Annotated in this window: 15 protein-coding genes; 9 read left to right on the forward strand and 6 right to left on the reverse strand. The window is 74.5% G+C overall.

Annotated elements, in window-relative coordinates; all coding sequences use genetic code 11:
* Window positions 1-23 precede the first annotated feature (23 nt).
* Complete coding sequence (locus ACFXGI_RS07070; RefSeq protein ID WP_384704314.1) at window positions 24-1,385, reverse strand: FAD-dependent oxidoreductase; 1,362 nt, start codon at window positions 1,383-1,385, stop codon at window positions 24-26.
* A 174-nt stretch (window positions 1,386-1,559) separates the two neighbouring features.
* Here ACFXGI_RS07070 and ACFXGI_RS07075 point away from each other — a divergent pair, with 174 nt between their 5' ends.
* Entirely contained in the window at window positions 1,560-2,609 is a 1,050-nt protein-coding gene (locus ACFXGI_RS07075; protein ID WP_384704316.1) for a PHP domain-containing protein, read from the forward strand.
* A 35-nt stretch (window positions 2,610-2,644) separates the two neighbouring features.
* Here the strand turns inward: ACFXGI_RS07075 and ACFXGI_RS07080 are convergent, their stop codons facing one another.
* The gene (locus ACFXGI_RS07080; protein WP_384704318.1) at window positions 2,645-3,559 is read right to left on the reverse strand and encodes a UbiA family prenyltransferase; all 915 of its coding nucleotides are present in this window, start codon (window positions 3,557-3,559) and stop codon (window positions 2,645-2,647) included.
* A 76-nt stretch (window positions 3,560-3,635) separates the two neighbouring features.
* Here ACFXGI_RS07080 and ACFXGI_RS07085 point away from each other — a divergent pair, with 76 nt between their 5' ends.
* The 3 genes from ACFXGI_RS07085 to ACFXGI_RS07095 are packed head-to-tail and all read left to right on the forward strand — an operon-like array spanning window position 3,636 to window position 6,299.
* Window positions 3,636-4,697, forward strand: coding sequence for a type III polyketide synthase (locus tag ACFXGI_RS07085; RefSeq protein WP_384704320.1), 1,062 nt, complete (start codon window positions 3,636-3,638; stop codon window positions 4,695-4,697).
* 28 nt (window positions 4,698-4,725) lie between these two features.
* A complete protein-coding gene (locus tag ACFXGI_RS07090) occupies window positions 4,726-5,277 on the forward strand; it encodes an isoprenylcysteine carboxyl methyltransferase family protein (RefSeq protein WP_384704322.1) in 552 nt (183 codons plus the stop codon).
* A complete protein-coding gene (locus ACFXGI_RS07095; RefSeq protein ID WP_384704324.1) occupies window positions 5,274-6,299 on the forward strand; it encodes an NAD(P)/FAD-dependent oxidoreductase in 1,026 nt (341 codons plus the stop codon). Before ACFXGI_RS07090 ends, ACFXGI_RS07095 begins: the two co-directional genes overlap by 4 nt.
* Window positions 6,300-6,387: 88 nt before the next feature.
* Here the strand turns inward: ACFXGI_RS07095 and ACFXGI_RS07100 are convergent, their stop codons facing one another.
* Window positions 6,388-7,416, reverse strand: coding sequence for a hypothetical protein (locus tag ACFXGI_RS07100; protein WP_384704326.1), 1,029 nt, complete (start codon window positions 7,414-7,416; stop codon window positions 6,388-6,390).
* Between the two features lie 236 nt (window positions 7,417-7,652).
* On the opposite strand from ACFXGI_RS07100, the gene ACFXGI_RS07105 reads away from it, so the two are divergent.
* From ACFXGI_RS07105 to ACFXGI_RS07115, 3 genes are all read left to right on the forward strand, one after another.
* Window positions 7,653-7,841, forward strand: a complete 189-nt coding sequence (locus tag ACFXGI_RS07105; protein WP_384704537.1) for a DUF6381 family protein — start codon at window positions 7,653-7,655, stop codon at window positions 7,839-7,841.
* A 91-nt stretch (window positions 7,842-7,932) separates the two neighbouring features.
* A complete protein-coding gene (locus ACFXGI_RS07110) occupies window positions 7,933-8,442 on the forward strand; it encodes a DinB family protein (RefSeq protein ID WP_384704328.1) in 510 nt (169 codons plus the stop codon).
* Window positions 8,443-8,507: 65 nt separating this feature from the next.
* On the forward strand, window positions 8,508-10,106 hold the full coding sequence (locus ACFXGI_RS07115) for a carboxylesterase/lipase family protein (RefSeq protein ID WP_384704330.1): 1,599 nt from the start codon (window positions 8,508-8,510) through the stop codon (window positions 10,104-10,106).
* Window positions 10,107-10,113: 7 nt separating this feature from the next.
* Here ACFXGI_RS07115 and ACFXGI_RS07120 read toward each other — a convergent pair whose 3' ends face one another.
* Both ACFXGI_RS07120 and ACFXGI_RS07125 read right to left on the reverse strand, forming a co-directional pair.
* Window positions 10,114-10,794, reverse strand: a complete 681-nt coding sequence (locus ACFXGI_RS07120; protein WP_384704332.1) for a hypothetical protein — start codon at window positions 10,792-10,794, stop codon at window positions 10,114-10,116.
* Window positions 10,795-10,896: 102 nt separating this feature from the next.
* Window positions 10,897-11,571: a hypothetical protein gene (locus tag ACFXGI_RS07125; protein WP_384704334.1), complete on the reverse strand. Its 675-nt coding sequence runs from the start codon at window positions 11,569-11,571 to the stop codon at window positions 10,897-10,899.
* A 153-nt stretch (window positions 11,572-11,724) separates the two neighbouring features.
* Between ACFXGI_RS07125 and ACFXGI_RS07130 the strand changes: the two genes are divergently transcribed.
* On the forward strand, window positions 11,725-12,255 hold the full coding sequence (locus ACFXGI_RS07130; protein WP_384704336.1) for a hypothetical protein: 531 nt from the start codon (window positions 11,725-11,727) through the stop codon (window positions 12,253-12,255).
* Window positions 12,252-12,641, forward strand: coding sequence for a hypothetical protein (locus tag ACFXGI_RS07135; protein ID WP_384704338.1), 390 nt, complete (start codon window positions 12,252-12,254; stop codon window positions 12,639-12,641). The genes ACFXGI_RS07130 and ACFXGI_RS07135 overlap by 4 nt, the downstream gene beginning before the upstream one ends.
* Before the next feature lie 52 nt (window positions 12,642-12,693).
* On the opposite strand, the gene ACFXGI_RS07140 is transcribed toward ACFXGI_RS07135, so the two are convergent.
* Window positions 12,694-14,655, reverse strand: a complete 1,962-nt coding sequence (locus ACFXGI_RS07140) for a hypothetical protein (protein WP_384704339.1) — start codon at window positions 14,653-14,655, stop codon at window positions 12,694-12,696.
* Between the last annotated feature and the right edge of the window lie 38 nt (window positions 14,656-14,693).

The following is a 14,693-nucleotide window of genomic DNA, read 5'->3' on the forward strand; positions in this document are numbered from 1 at the left end:
ACCCGGTCGAGTACGCGCTGCGGCTACGCGCCGCTCGCCTCGAGCATGTCCTCGCGCTCGACGATCTTCACGCGCTCACGGCCCTCGGGCTCGCCGAGCGCCTTCTCGGCCGCGTCGAGCTTGTGCCAGCCCTCCCACGTCGTGAAGCGGACGTTCCGCTCGGCCAGGAAGGCCTCGACGGCCTCCGGCGCGGGCGCCGCGGGGTTCTGCAGGCGGCCGTCGGCGTGGTCCGCGAGGAGGTTCGCGACCGTCTCGTTCGCGTCGCCCTTGGTGTGGCCGATGAGGCCGATCGGACCGCGCCGGATCCAGCCGGTGACGTACGTGGACTGCAGGTGCGCGCCGGCTTCGATCACGCGGCCGCCCTCGTCCGGGACCGTACCGCTCGCGACGTCCCACGGGAGCTTGGGCAGTTCGTCGGAGAGGTAGCCCACGGCGCGGTAGACGGACCGGACGTCCCAGTCGGTGAACCGGCCGGTGCCCTTGACGTTGCCCGTGCCGTCGAGCTCGGTGCGCTCGGTGCGCAGGCCGACGACCTTGCCGTCCTCGCCGAGGATCTCGGCGGGCGACTCGAAGAAGTGCAGGAAGAGCTTGTGGGGGCGCTCGCCGATGTCGCGGATCGCCCAGTTCTCCAGGGTCTTGGCGACCATGTCCGCCTGCTTGTTGGAGCGGCGGGTGGCGATCGAGCCCTCGTCGTAGTCGATGTCCTCGGGGTTGACGATGACCTCGATGTTGGGCGAGTGGTCGAGCTCGCGCAGCTCCATCGGGCTGAACTTGGCCTGCGCCGGGCCGCGGCGGCCGAAGACGTGGACCTCGAGCGCCTTGTTGGCCTTGAGTCCGTCGTGGACGTTCGCGGGGATCTCGGTCGGCAGCAGCTCGTCGGCGGTCTTCGCGAGGATGCGCGCGACGTCGAGGGCGACGTTGCCGACGCCGAGCACGGCGACCTTCTCGGCCTCCAGCGGCCAGGTGCGCGGGACGTCGGGGTGGCCGTCGTACCAGGAGACGAAGTCGGCAGCGCCGTAGGAGCCGTCGAGTTCGACGCCCGGTATGGCGAGCGCGCGGTCGGCGGTCGCACCGGTGGAGAAGATCACGGCGTCGTAGAACGAGTGGAGTTCGTCGAGGCTGATGTCGTTCGGGTAGTCCACGTTGCCGAACAGGCGGACCTGCGGCTTGTCGAGCACCTGATGGAGGGCGGTGATGATGCCCTTGATCCGCGGGTGGTCGGGGGCGACGCCGTAGCGGATCAGGCCGAAGGGGGCGGGCATCCGCTCGAACAGGTCGATGGAGACACCCGGCTCGGCGGCCGCCTCGGACTTCAGCAGCGCGTCAGCGGCGTAGATTCCGGCGGGGCCGGCACCGACGATTGCTACCCGGAGGGGGCGAGGCATGACTGGTTCCCTTCGACCGAAAAACACTGGATCACGGGAAACCATAAACTAAGGGAACCCTAACCCAGCACCCGCCCCCCGTTTATGACCCTATAACCAGAACTTATGACCTTCCCAAGACATCCTTGGGGGTGGCGGTCACACTGGACCCAGGAGGCACTCAGGAGGTACCGCATGGATCCGGTCGCGGCACTGGAGCGGATCGCCTACCTGCTGGAGCGCGGGCAGGCGCCGACCTACCGGGTGCAGGCCTTCCGGAAGGCCGCGGCCGCCCTCGTACGGATGGGCGAGCCCGAGGTACGGGAACGGGCCGGGGCCGGGACCCTCGAAGCGGTCAGGGGCATCGGGCCGAAGACCGCCCAGGTGGTGCGGGAGGCGGTCGGCGGAAACATCCCCGCCTACCTGCAGACCCTGGAGGACGAGGTCGCCGCGCACCCCGAGGGCCCGCCGGCCGGCCCCGCCGCCCTCGCGCTGCACGCGGCCCTGCGCGGGGACTGCCATCTGCACTCCGAGTGGTCCGACGGCGGCAGCCCGATCGAGGCCATGGGCCGGGCGGCGGCCGCACTGGGCCACGAGTGGGCCGTACTCACCGACCACTCGCCGAGCCTGACCGTCGCCCGCGGACTCTCGCCGGAGCGGCTGCGCGAGCAGCTGGACGTGGTGGCGGAGTTGAACGGGGCATGGGCGCCCTTCCGGCTGCTGACCGGCATCGAGTGCGACATCCTGCTCGACGGCTCGCTGGACCAGGAGCCGGAACTGCTGGACCGGCTGGACCTCGTGGTCGGGTCCGTCCATTCGAAGCTGCGGATGGAGTCGCCCGCGATGACGCGCCGGCTGCTGGCCGCCGTGCGCAATCCCCTGATGGACGTCCTGGGCCACTGCACGGGACGGCTGGTGACGGGGCGCACCCGCCCCGAGTCTCAGTTCGACGCCGAGGCGGTGTTCGCCGCCTGCGCGGAGTCCGGGACCGCCGTGGAGATCAACAGCCGGCCCGAGCGGCTGGACCCGCCGCGCCGGCTGCTGCGGTCGGCCGTGGAGTCCGGGGCCCTGTTCGCGATCGACACGGACGCGCACGCTCCGGGCCAGCTGGACTGGCAGCTCACCGGGTGCGAGCGGGCCGTGGAGTGCGGAGTGCCGGCCGAGCGGGTCGTGAACACCTGGCCCCGGGAGCAGCTGCTGGAGTGGACCCGGACCCGGCGACCACCGGCGACCGCGGCCGCCTGAGCCCGGCGGCTTCAGCCCGGCGGAGCCCGGCGGCTTCAGCCCGGCCCCGCCAGGCCGGCCCCGCGGACCACCAGCAGCACGACGTCGGCGCCGGCGACCGCCATCGTCGCCAGGAACGGGATCCGGCTCCGGCCGGTCGACCGCCCGGCCCCGAGGAGTACCGCCGCGGCCGTCGCCGCGAGCAGCGCCCAGCCGTACGGCGGCACCCGCCCCGGCGGTCCGGCGACCAGGGCCGCGGCCGAGCCGAGCACCAGCAGGCCCCCGACGGCCGCCGAGCCCCGTGCGCCGATCCGGTGCGGCAGCCCCGACACCCCCGTGGCCAGGTCGTCCTCGATGTCGGGCAGCACGTTGGCGAAGTGCGCGCCCGCGCCCAACAGGGCCGCCGCCACCGTCAGCCACCAGGGCGGCCACGGCGCCCCCGGCAGACCGAGGGTGACGAAAGCGGGGAGCAGCCCGAAGGCGAGGGCGTACGGGAGCCACGAGAGGGCGGTGCTCTTCAACCACAGGTTGTACGCCCAGGCGGCGGCCACCCCGCACAGGTGCGCGCAGCCGGCGAGCCGTCCGCCGGCCAGCGACAGCGGAACGCAGAGCAGCAGGGCCGTGAACGCCGCCGCCGTCACCGCGGCGGGCCGGACGGCGCCGGAGACCAGCGGTTTGTCGCGGCGGCCGGTCGCCAGGTCCCGGCGCAGGTCCACCCGGTCGTTGCACCAGCCCACCGACAGCTGGCCCGCGGCCACCGCGGCCACGGTGACCCCGGCCCCGGGGAGGCCGCGGCCCACGGCCGCGGCCAGGGCGGCGGCCAGGAGCGTCACGGCGGCCGCGGGCACCGGGTGACAGGCTCTGAGCAGGCCGAACAGGTGGGACACGGCGGGCCGCGGCGGGCCGGTCCCGGCCGTCACTGCGGGCGCGGGAAGAGTTTCGTCTGCGGCTTCGGCTCTGGCACGGGGCACGCGGTCACGCTATGCCGCGCCGCGCCCGGTATGCGGCATTCCTCATGAAGTGTCAGTTATTCCCTATGTTGGGCCAATGACGCGTGTCCTGGCTGTGAGCAGTGTGTTCCCGCCCCACCGCTATCGGCAGTCCGAGATCGCGACGGCGCTCGCCCGCTTCCTTCCGCAGGGAGCCGACACCGCCCTCCTCCACCGGCTGCACGCCGCGGTGGGCGTCGACTCCCGCCACCTCGCGCTCCCCCTGGAACGCTACGGTCCGTCGAACGACTTCGGCGGGACGAACGCCCTCTTCCTGGAGAGCGCCGAGGAGCTCGGCACCCGCGCCGTCGAAGCCGCCCTCGCCACGGCCGGGCTGACGGCCCGCGAGGTCGACCTGGTCATGTCGACCACGGTCACCGGGCTCGCCACGCCCTCGCTGGAGGCCCGCATCGCCGGGCGGGCCGGTCTGCGCCCCGACGTGAAACGGCTCCCGCTCTTCGGCCTCGGCTGCGCGGCGGGCGCCGCCGGGCTCGGCCACCTCCACGACCATCTGACGGGCCGCCCCGATCACGCGGCCCTGCTGCTGTCCACCGAGCTCTGCTCGCTCACCCTCCAGCCCTCGGACACCTCCGTGGCGAACCTGGTGGCCGGGGCCCTCTTCGGCGACGGGGCAGGGGCCCTGCTCGCGGTGGGCCGCGGCCATCCGCTGCACGGCACGCGACCGGGGCCCTCGGTCGTGGCCGCGCGCAGCCGCCTCTACCCCGGCACCGAGGGGCTCCTCGGCTGGGACATCGGCCACTGGGGCTTCCGGATGGTGCTGGGCCGGGAACTGCCCGCCCTGGTCCGGCTGCACGTGGCCGAGGAGGTCGAGACCTTTCTCGCCCGGCACGACCTCAAGCCGCCGGACGTCGACGCGTGGATCGTCCACCCCGGCGGGCCGAAGGTCCTCGACGTGCTGGCGGACGCGCTGGGACTGCCCGACTCCGCCTTCGCGGCGAGCCGGCGCTCCCTCGCGGACGCGGGCAACCTCTCCTCGGCGTCGGTCCTGCACATCCTGAACGCGATCGAGGCCTCCGGACCGCCCGCACCGGGCTCCGTCGGGCTGATGATCGCCTTCGGACCGGGCTTCGCCTCCGAACTCGTCCTCCTGCGCTGGTGACCCCATGTCCGTGACATCGACCCCCTCAATGGAACCGTACCTGCTCCTCATCGGCCTGGTCGCGCTCGAGCGGCTCGCCGAACTCGCGACGGCCCGGCGCAACACCCGCCGGAGCCTGTCGCGCGGCGCCATCGAGTATGGCCGCGGCCATTACCCCGCCATGGTCGCCCTGCACACCGCGCTGCTCCTGGGCTGTGTGGTGGAACCGCTCGTCGCCGACCGCCCGTTCCTGCCCGCACTGGGCTGGCCCGCCCTCGCCCTCGTGATCGCCGCCCAGGGACTGCGCTGGTGGTGCATCGCCACCCTCGGCCCGCAGTGGAACACCCGGGTCCTGGTCGTCCCGGGACGGCCGCTGGTGGCGGCCGGTCCGTACCGGCTGCTGCGCCACCCGAACTACGTCGCCGTCGTCGTGGAGGGCGCGGCGCTGCCGCTCGTCCACACCGCCTGGGTGACGGCGGCCGCCTTCACCCTGCTGAACCTCCTGCTGCTCGGCGTACGCATCCGCTGCGAAGAGGACGCCCTCGCACATGCCGCGCCCGTCTACCGCAGCCCGGTACCGGCGGACGGCCGGGCCCGGTGATCGACCTGCTCGTCGCGGGCGGCGGCCCGGCCGGGCTGGCCACGGCCATCCACGGGGCGCTGGCCGGGATGGAGGTCGTGGTCCTGGAGCCGCGTCCCACCCCGATCGACAAAGCCTGCGGCGAGGGCCTGATGCCGGGGGCCGTACGCGGCCTGCAGGGGCTGGGCGTGTCCGTGCCGGGCCGGCCCTTCCACGGGATCCGCTACCTGGACGGGGTGAGCGGCCTGCACGCGGAAGGACGCTTCCGCACCGGGCCGGGTCTCGGCACCCGCCGTCCCGTCCTCCAGGCCGCGCTGGCGCAGCGGGCCGAGGAGCTGGGCGTACGGGTGCTCGCGGGGCGCGTCGGCGAGGTCCGCCAGGACGCGGACCGGGTCGGTGCGGCAGGCCTGACCGCCCGCCACCTCGTGGCGGCGGACGGCCTGCACTCCCCCGTCCGGCGCGCTCTGAACCTGGCCGCGCCGCCCGCCCCCGGTCTGCCGCCCCGCTACGGGCTGCGCCGCCATTACGCGGTGGAGCCCTGGAGCGACCTGGTGGAGGTCCACTGGTCGGCGCACTGCGAGGCGTACGTGACCCCGCTGGGGCCCGACCGGGTCGGCGTCGCGGTGCTCACCACCGAGCGCGCCCCCTTCGACGTACAGCTGGCCCGGTTCCCCCTGCTGTGCGCGCGGCTGGCCGGGTCCGCCGGCTCGGCGGTGCGCGGCGCCGGACCGCTGCGCCAGCGGGCCCGGGTACGGGTCGCGGGGCGGGTGCTGTTCGTCGGCGACGCCGCGGGGTACGTGGACGCGCTGACCGGCGAGGGGCTGACCCTGGCAGTGACGGCGGCGGGTGAACTCGTGCGCTGCGTACGGGAGGGCCGGCCGCAGGCGTACGAGCGGGCCTGGCGGGAGCTGTCGCGCAGCTACCGCGCCCTGACCGCGTCCTTGCTCTGGGCGCGCCGGCAGCCCCGGCTGGCGGGGCGGATCGTTCCGTTGGCGGCGCGGCTGCCCCGGGTGTTCACGCACGGGGTCAATCTGCTCGCGTAGCGCGTCCGGCGGCGTGGCCACCCGTGCGCACGCATGCCGCGGGGGCGGAACCGGAGCACGTGGCGCCGGTCCCGCCCCCGTCGCGCGGTCAGCCGCCGGCGCCCGCCCGGGCCCGGGGCGTCCGGTTCCCGAGCGCCAGACCGGCCAGGACTGCGGCGGCCGCGGCGCAGAACACCGCCGCGACGCCCGCCCAGGTCTGGGAGGCGCTCACCGCACCCTCCAGCGGGTCGAAGGCCGCGAGGCCGCCGACGACGTGCAGGACGACGACGGCGAGGGCTCCCACGGCACCGGCCCGCCACGCTCCGGCCGTGTCGCGCGCCGCGATCAGCGCGCCGAGCCCGAGGCACAGCACGGTGGCGAGGAGCGGCAGGAAGGCGGTCGGGGTCTCGGACGACAGCGCCGTCACGTCACCCGGCAGGTGCAGGACGCCGCAGACCAGCAGGGCCGCCGCCACGGGCCGGCGCAGCCGGTGGCGCAGCGGGCCGGAGGGGGCGGGGGCCGCCGCGGTCCGGTTGCCGTCGGGGCCGCGCCCGTACTTTCGGCGGTACTCCGTGAGGGACTCGTACCGCTCGTCGTCGTAGGGGTCGTCGAACGGCTCTTCGGCCGGAGGCTCGGGCCGTTGCGCGTACCGCCGCCCGTCCTGCGGCCGTGGTCCGACCGGGACGGCGGGGACCGCCGGCGGCCGGGCCGGGTGCACGGACGGGACGACCGGTACGGCCTGGTCGGCCCCCGGGGACCGGTCGGCCGAGCCGGGGGGCGCGGGCGGGACGGGGTGCGCGGGCTCGGGGCCCTGCGCCGTCGGCGCGGGGCCCGGGGGCGGCACGCGGTCCTCGTCCGTCCCGAGGATGCCGACCGGCAGGGCCACGTCCTGGACCGGGCGTCCGACGGCGGCCGCCCGCAGCGTCTGGTGGCCGTGGCCCGGGCCCGGGCCGGTCTCCTCGAGGAGGTTCACCGGTTGGGCCACTTCCTCGAGGGGCCGGCAGGTGCCGGCCGTCTCCGGCAAGGTGCGTACGGGCGCGGTCCCCGTCGGGGTCGGTGCGCTGGTGGGACCGGGGGCGTGGGGCTCGCGGGGGTCGTCGTCCTGCGCCGTCGCCGCGAGCGTGATGGGGTCGTTCATGGAAAGCTCCGTTCGCCGACGCGCGGGTCTGCACATCGCACGCCGGTCAACGTGCGTCATGGAATGCGCACGCCCGGTCACCATTCAGCGGCACCGCGCGCCGCTGCGCCATACGGGGCGGGCAAACGGGGGAGCCGTCCACCCGGCCGGCCAGCGGGGGCGACGGTTCGAGATGCGCCCGCGCGGCGCTGCTGGTTCGCTGAATCGGGCCTCCTTACCCCCACACCCGAGGAGTGATCATGAGCGCAGGCGAATCCCGCGGCCGGGTCCGGCAGTTGCGCGAGAAGGCGCAAGAGCTGAACACGGCGGCCGAACGCTCCACCGATCCGGAAGAGCGCCGAAGGCTCCAGGAGAAGGCCCGCCGGCTCCAGGAGCAGAGCGAGAAGGAAGACAGGATCGACGACCGGGGCATGGATCCCATGTAGCCCCGCGCCGGTTCCCCCATCGGCCGGTCGCCACACGGCACCGGCCGATGTCGCACGTCAGGTGACATGACGCCACGCCAGGAGGCGGTGCATGAAGGCTACGGAGGTACTGGCCGATGCGTACGGGCGCATCCGCGAGGTGGTGCACGAGGTGGTCGAGGGCCTCTCTGCCGAGGAGTTGAACGCGCGGATCGACCCGAAGGCGAACTCGATCGCGTGGCTGGTCTGGCACCTGACCCGGGTGCAGGACGACCACATGGCCGACGCGTCGGGTCTGGAGCAGGTCTGGACGGCGCAGGAGTGGTTCACCCGGTTCGCGCTGCCGCTGCCCGCCGAGGCCACCGGCTTCGGGCACACGGCCAAGCAGGTCGCAGCGGTCCTGGTCGAGTCGGACGAGCTGCTGCTCGGCTACTTCGACGCCGTCCACGAACGGACCACCGACTTCGTGCGGGGGCTCTCCGCCGCCGATCTGGACCGCGTGGTCGACACAGGCTGGGACCCGCCGGTCACCTTGGGGGCACGGCTGGTCAGCATCGTCTCCGACGACCTCCAGCACGCCGGCCAGGCGGCGTACGTACGGGGCGTTCTGCAGCGCGGATAGCGTCGTCCGGGGTACGCGGCCCGGGTACGCGGAGGACGGATGTTGACGACGAAAGGCGGTCGGTGGTGTCCCGTGCCCGCTTCGTACGACGCTGGAGCGCCGCGTACTGCGCCCTGCTGGTGCTTGCCGCCGGGGCCGCGGCGGCGCCCGCCGCAGCGGGTGCGGACGGGCCGGTCGTGGAGACCGACCGGGGCCCCGTACGGGGCACCGCGCACGGCGCGTACCGGACCTTCGAGGGGATCCCGTACGCGGCGCCGCCGACCGGCCCGCTGCGCTGGCGGCTTCCGCGGCCCGCCGCGCCTTGGACGGCCGTACGCGACGCCGGGGCGCCGGGGGCGCGCTGCGTGCAGCTGCCGACGGTGGGGCAGGGCGGGCCGAGCGGCTCCGAGGACTGCCTGTACCTGAACGTCACCGCACCGTCGCCGGGCGGGAGCGGACGCCCCGTCATGGTCTGGCTCCACGGCGGCGGCTTCGTCAACGGCGCCGGTGACGCGTACCGTGCGGAGCGGCCGACCGTCCGGGGCGGCGCCGTGGTCGTCACCGTCAACTACCGGCTCGGGATCTTCGGCCTCTTCGGGCATCCCTCGCTCGGCGGGGCCCCCGACTTCGCCATCGCCGACCAGCAGGCGGCGCTGCGCTGGGTGCGCTCCAACGCCGCCCGCTTCGGCGGCGACCCGGCCGATGTGACCCTGTTCGGGGAGTCGGCGGGCGGCTTCAGCGTCTGTGCGCACCTGACCTCACCGGCATCGGCCGGCCTGTTCCAGCGGGCGGTCCTGCAGAGCGGCTCCTGCTCGACCACCATGCTGCCCCGCTCGCTGCTGCCCACGCAGGCCCGGTACGAACCCTTCGTACCCGAGCCGCGCACCGTCGCGGAGGGGGTCGCGACGGCGTCCGGGCTGGGCTGCGACCGGCCGGAGCCGGCCGCCGTACTGGAGTGCCTGCGCGGTAAGGAAGCGGCGGCGCTCGCGACCCCGGAGCTGATGATGCGGTTCTCGCTCGTCTCCTACGGCAACGGCAACCGCGTACTGCCCGAGGAGCCCCGGCGGGCCCTGGAGGGCGGCCGCTTCCACCGGGTGCCCGTGATCGAGGGCATCAACCGGGACGAGATGCGGATCTTCCTGGCGCAGGGCCTGGGTGCGTTCCCCATCCCCGACGCGGCCGCCTACCGGGCCCGGGTGGAGCAGTCCTTCGGCGCCGCTGCCGTACCGGCCGTCGAGGCGCAGTACCCGGTGTCCGCGTATCCGACCCCGGCGATGGCCTGGGCCGCCGTGCTGTCCGACGCCTCGTTCATCTGCCCGGCGCTGCGGGACGCCCGGGCGATGGCGCGCCACGTGCCGGTGTACGCGTACCGGTTCAGCGACCGCGACGCGCCGAACTTCACCGGCCTGCCGGAGGTGCCGGGGTTCCCGTACGGTGCCTCGCACGGGCTCGAACTGCCCTACCTGTTCACGATGGATGCCGCCCTGACCGCTCCGCAGCGCGCGCTGTCGCAGCGGATGACGGCCGACTGGACGGCGTTCGCCCGCACGGGCAGGCCCCCGGCGTGGCCGCGGTTCGACTCGGCGGATTCGGTACTGTCCCTGGCACCGGGCCCGGGCGGGATCCACCCGGTGAACGGCCCGGCCGAGCACCACTGCACGTTCTGGAACGCCCGGTGGCCGTGAGCGCGCGTCACCACGCCGAGGTGGCGATGACCTCCCCTTCGCCCGTACGCACGGACACGGTGCCGTGGTCCTGGTACACCTGCCGCCGCCAGGACACGAACACGTCCGCCACCCGACGGCCGTCCTCGGCCAGGCCCTTGCCCACGGCCCGGGTCGTGAAGGTCACGAGCGCCTCCCCCGCGTCCCGCCCCTTGCGCACCCGGGCCTGCGCGACGGCCCGCTCGGGAAGGAACTGATCGGCTTTGGTGCGCCGCTGGGCGTAGTAGGCGTTGAAGTCCCGGGTCATGTCGAACCACCCGGCCCCACCACAGGGCCCGGCACCGTTGGTGATGTCCCCGTCGGTGGGCGGACCGGCGTACCCGCCCGTCTCCTGGTCGGTCGGCGGACCCGCGTACCCGCCCGTCTCCTCATCGGTGGGCGGACCGGCGTAACTCCCCGTCTCCTCATCGGTCGGCGGACCGGCGTATCCGCCGCCCGGTTCCTCTTCCGTCGGCGGATCAGGCGTGCCCGTACCGCTGCCGCCCGTGGTCCGGTCGAGACCGCAGGTCTCGTTCACCGGCGCGGCCGGTGCGGCCGGCGCGGCGACTTCGCCACCGGCATGCCGCGTGCCGCACGCCGCCAGCACGGCGCACATGAGCCCCACCGCCGCCGCTCTCCCGGCCGCCCTGGACACAGCTGCCCTCGTCATGGCCATCCCCCCTTGCCCATGAAGAGGGGATCGCACCGCCCCCGGTTCCACCCCACGGGCTACGGCGCCGCCATGACCGGACCGGTCGAGATCGCCGCGAAATCAGTCCGTCTCCCTCCGGTAGCAATCCGGAGAATCTCCGGATGAACGGAATTTCGGCAGGTCATCGCGGAAAAAGAAGATCTGCCGTTTCTCTGCACCGCGGATTTCATCAGCGGCTCGCCTTGAAACAATCAGACAGAATTCCTTGACCAAAGGACCGTTGTTCCCCGAGCGGCTCAATCGAAGCGACCCCTCGTACCGACCGGGCCGGAAGGTCCAATCATCAGCCCAGAAGACGAGCGTCGGCTGTTGAGGCCTGTCCTGGCTGACGATGAACGGGGCGGGGTCGCTGGTCCAGTTGTAGTTGACCAGATCCGAAGCGAAATCGTATACATATGTTCCGGTTTCATGCCAGTAGAAGACCGGCTTCGCCGAAGATGCAATCGAGCCGACAGGAGTCAGCCTCAGATGCGCGTCACGAATCACCTCGACGTCCTGGGACTTGAAACGGGAGGACACCGTCGGCTGAATCTGAAAGGCGGTCCCGTTGTCCACCGGTCCGGCGCGCAAGAGGTGAGGAAGTGTCACATCGATTCTGGGCTTCTTCTGAAGTTCGGCGAAGTTGTAGATCGAGAGCGCGAGCGCGACGACAGCGGCCAGCGTGGCGGCCCACTTGTGCGCACTGTCGAATCGGACTCTTCGCGACTCCGTCGCCCTCTCATCCGCGCCGTTCACACTCGCACTCTCCGCCGAAAGCAGGTCCTCGGCCTGCCCTGTTGCTCCACTTGGCCAGCGCAATCACCACCTGGCCGCCGGCGGACCGCTCTCTCGCACGCAGACAGCGGATCTCGTTCGCGTCCGGTCGGACGAGGTCGCTACGGTGCCACCATGACCGGACCAGTCCCGCGTCCCCTCCTCTTCCTCGACGTCGACGGACCGCTCATCCCGTTCGGGGCCGGCGCCCACGAGCTGCCGGGCGGCTACCCGGCGTACGGGACGGGCCACGACGCGAACCCCCTCCTCGCCAGGCTCGATCCCACCCTCGGCTCCCGCCTCCTGGCGCTGCCGTGCGAGCTGGTCTGGGCCACGACCTGGATGGCCGACGCGAACGCGTGGGTGGCACCGCGGATCGGTCTGCCGGACCTGCCGGTGGTGTCCTGGCCGGACCCGTCCGAGGAAGAGGACCGCGGTCGCACCCACTGGAAGACGCCCGCCCTGGCCGCCTACGCCGCCGGACGGCCGTTCGCCTGGGTCGACGACGAGATCACCTCCGCCGACCGGACCTGGGTCCGCGCGCACCACCCGGCCCCGGCCCTGCTCCACCGCGTGGACCCCCGCTTCGGCCTCGGCCCGGCAGACTTCACCACGCTCGCCGCATGGCTGCGCCGCCACACGCTCCCGCAGGAGGTCACCGCATGACGCCCGTCCCTCCCCTGCCCGCGCACGCCGGATGGCACGACACGGGCACGAGCGTCTTCAGCCGGGCGGTCCGCGCCGACGGACGCTGGTGGGTCCTGCGGCTCAACCACTTTCCCGAACATCCCCTCTACACCTTGTTCATCGACGCGCAGGTCATCGGCGACATCGATGACGTCCCCGACGGCCGGCGGCTGCGGCCCGGCGCCGCGCTTCCCGTGCTCACCGCGTCGGAACGGGCCGAGGTGCTCGCCCTCATGGCCGGCCTCGGCCCCTACGGAGCCGAGGCCGGCACCCCGTGCGCGGGCGACTGGTGCACCTGCGACATCCTCACCGACGAGTACGCCGCCCGGCTCAACGCCCCTCCCGCGGACCCCTTCTCGCCGTGACGGCCGGCCCCGCCGCGCCGCGGCGGGCGCCACGCGGCGGGATCGGGCACGGTCACAGGGGCACGCTCCGCCCCCAGGACCAGGACGCGGCCACAAGGGAGCGCTCCGCCGCCGCCAGGTGGGTGGAAGCCGCCAGCCAGGCTTGGGCATAGGCGTCGGGTGAGGGCTCCGTCAGGCGGCCGAAGGGGTCGCGGGGGCGGCGGTCCGCCTCGGCGGCGAGAGCCGTGGCGAGTTCCGCCGCCGCGGTGAAGCCGGCCCGGCGCAGGGGACCGTACGCGGCCGCCGGCCCGGTGGTGCGGGCCGCCTCGGCGACGGCGCGGCGGCCGCCCGCGACCCCGCTCTCGAGCAGTCGGCGTACCCGCCACAGCGGTGAGTCCGCCAGGACGTCCGGCCCCTCGTCGGCGGCCGGCGCGCCGGCGTCGGCCGCACCGGGCGGGAAGTGGCTGCCCTGGAGCACGTCGTAACCGAGGTCGGCGCGGCCCAGCCATTCCTCGGGCAGGCGCAGCGTGTACTGCGCACCCGGGACCGGCCCGACGGCCAGCGGACGCAGGGTCGCCGCGCGGTCCAGATCGGGGCGGCCCAGGACGCGGAGCAGCAGCCCCGGATGGGCGGCGATACGGCGCAGGTTGGCCGTGTGCGGCAGCTCCGGGTGGGGGTGGGCGGCACGCAGCCGCAGCAGGGGCGCGTCCGCGCGTACCTCGCGGACCAGGAGGCCCTCGCCCGCCGCGCCGACGACCGCGACCTCGCAGCCGAGCAGGGCGGGCTCCGCCGCGTCCGGGTCGCCGTCCCGCTCGGCGAGCCGGGCGGCCACCGCCTCGGCCGCCGGTCGGGCGAAGAGCGCGGCGACCGGCTCCTCGGTCCACGGGACTCCGCGCAGCGGGGTCGCCCGGACCCCGCGCCCGGCGCCGAGGCGGCCGTCGGCGGAGACCGTGGCGCCGGCGATACGAAGTCCCCCGCGCGCGAGCCCGGCGTGGTCGAGCGCGGCTCCGCCGAGCGCCACGGAGGCGGATCCGGCGCCGCGGGCGCGGGCCAGGCCGCCGGGACGGACGTCGGAGACGGAGTAGCGGGAGCCGTCCGCGGCGAGCAGGTGGGTGACCACTCCCCCGTACCCGGTGGCCGACAGGACCGGCTCCCGGCACAGGCCGTACACCCGCAGGCCGCCGCCGGGCCGGTAGGCGCGGCGGGCAGTGCCGGTGAGCACGGGGCCGGCCGCACCGGAGGCCAGCAGTCCGGCGGTGTGGAGGAGTTCGCGGAAGGCTCCGGTGAGGTCGGCGAGCCGGTGGCCGCCGCTGCGCTCCCGGGCGGCGCGCAGGCCCCGTACGACCCGCAGGGTGGCGGCCTCGGCGCGGGGCAGTCCGGCGAGGCGTGCGGTGTGGGCCGCCCGCAGCAGCTCGGCCTGGACCACCGCGCCGCCGGCCGTGACCCCGGCGGCGAGCGCCTCGGCGGCGGCCCGCCAGAGCGCGCCGGCAGCGGCGCGCTGGGCGGCGGTGAGCACCTCGGGGGCGGGCTCGGGCCCGCGATCGGGCTCGGACCCGGGTGCGGCCCCCGTATCGGGCGCGGAACCGACCCCGGACCCGGGCGCGGCCGTGGGCGCGAGCACGGCCTCGGCCCCGCCCGCCGCCCCGCCCGCCGCCGCATCGGGCTCGGGGCTGGACTCGACCCCGGCATCGGGCCCGGACCCGGGTTCCGGATGCGGATCGGGCTGCGCCGACTGGTCCGGGTCGGCCAGCGGGGCTGCGCCCAGGGCTGCCGCGCGGTGCAGACACCGTGGCGCCAACAGGCAGGTGCAGGTGGCCTGGTCGGCTGACGTGACGGCACCGTCCGGGCCCGGCCGCAGGGTGACCATCGCGTCCTCGCCGAAGCGGACGGTCACACCCCCGTCGTCCCCCCGGACCGCGCCCGCGGCGCAGCCCTCGATCGCGGCGTCGAGCTTCTTGCGCAGCCGGGCCGTGAGGTTCTCGACGGCCTCGGCGAGGACCTCGGGGGCCACGGGCGGCAGCAGACCTGTGTTCAACTCGGTACTCGACTCACTACGTGACTCACTGCTCGGCT

Origin of the sequence: Streptomyces sp. NPDC059355 (genome assembly GCF_042752335.1) — a bacterium.
Taxonomy (GTDB): Bacteria; Actinomycetota; Actinomycetes; order Streptomycetales; family Streptomycetaceae; genus Streptomyces.

Excerpts from the sequence above, each read along its gene's own strand:
- ACFXGI_RS07120 (WP_384704332.1), bottom strand. The coding sequence starts at position 10,794 with ATGACGAGGGCAGCTGTGTCCAGGGCGGCCGGGAGAGCGGCGGCGGTG.
- ACFXGI_RS07070 (WP_384704314.1), bottom strand. The coding sequence starts at position 1,385 with ATGCCTCGCCCCCTCCGGGTAGCAATCGTCGGTGCCGGCCCCGCCGGA.
- ACFXGI_RS07085 (WP_384704320.1), top strand. The coding sequence starts at position 3,636 with ATGACGCGTGTCCTGGCTGTGAGCAGTGTGTTCCCGCCCCACCGCTAT.
- ACFXGI_RS07075 (WP_384704316.1), top strand. The coding sequence starts at position 1,560 with ATGGATCCGGTCGCGGCACTGGAGCGGATCGCCTACCTGCTGGAGCGC.
- ACFXGI_RS07110 (WP_384704328.1), top strand. The coding sequence starts at position 7,933 with ATGAAGGCTACGGAGGTACTGGCCGATGCGTACGGGCGCATCCGCGAG.
- ACFXGI_RS07100 (WP_384704326.1), bottom strand. The coding sequence starts at position 7,416 with ATGAACGACCCCATCACGCTCGCGGCGACGGCGCAGGACGACGACCCC.
- ACFXGI_RS07130 (WP_384704336.1), top strand. The coding sequence starts at position 11,725 with ATGACCGGACCAGTCCCGCGTCCCCTCCTCTTCCTCGACGTCGACGGA.
- ACFXGI_RS07135 (WP_384704338.1), top strand. The coding sequence starts at position 12,252 with ATGACGCCCGTCCCTCCCCTGCCCGCGCACGCCGGATGGCACGACACG.
- ACFXGI_RS07090 (WP_384704322.1), top strand. The coding sequence starts at position 4,726 with ATGGAACCGTACCTGCTCCTCATCGGCCTGGTCGCGCTCGAGCGGCTC.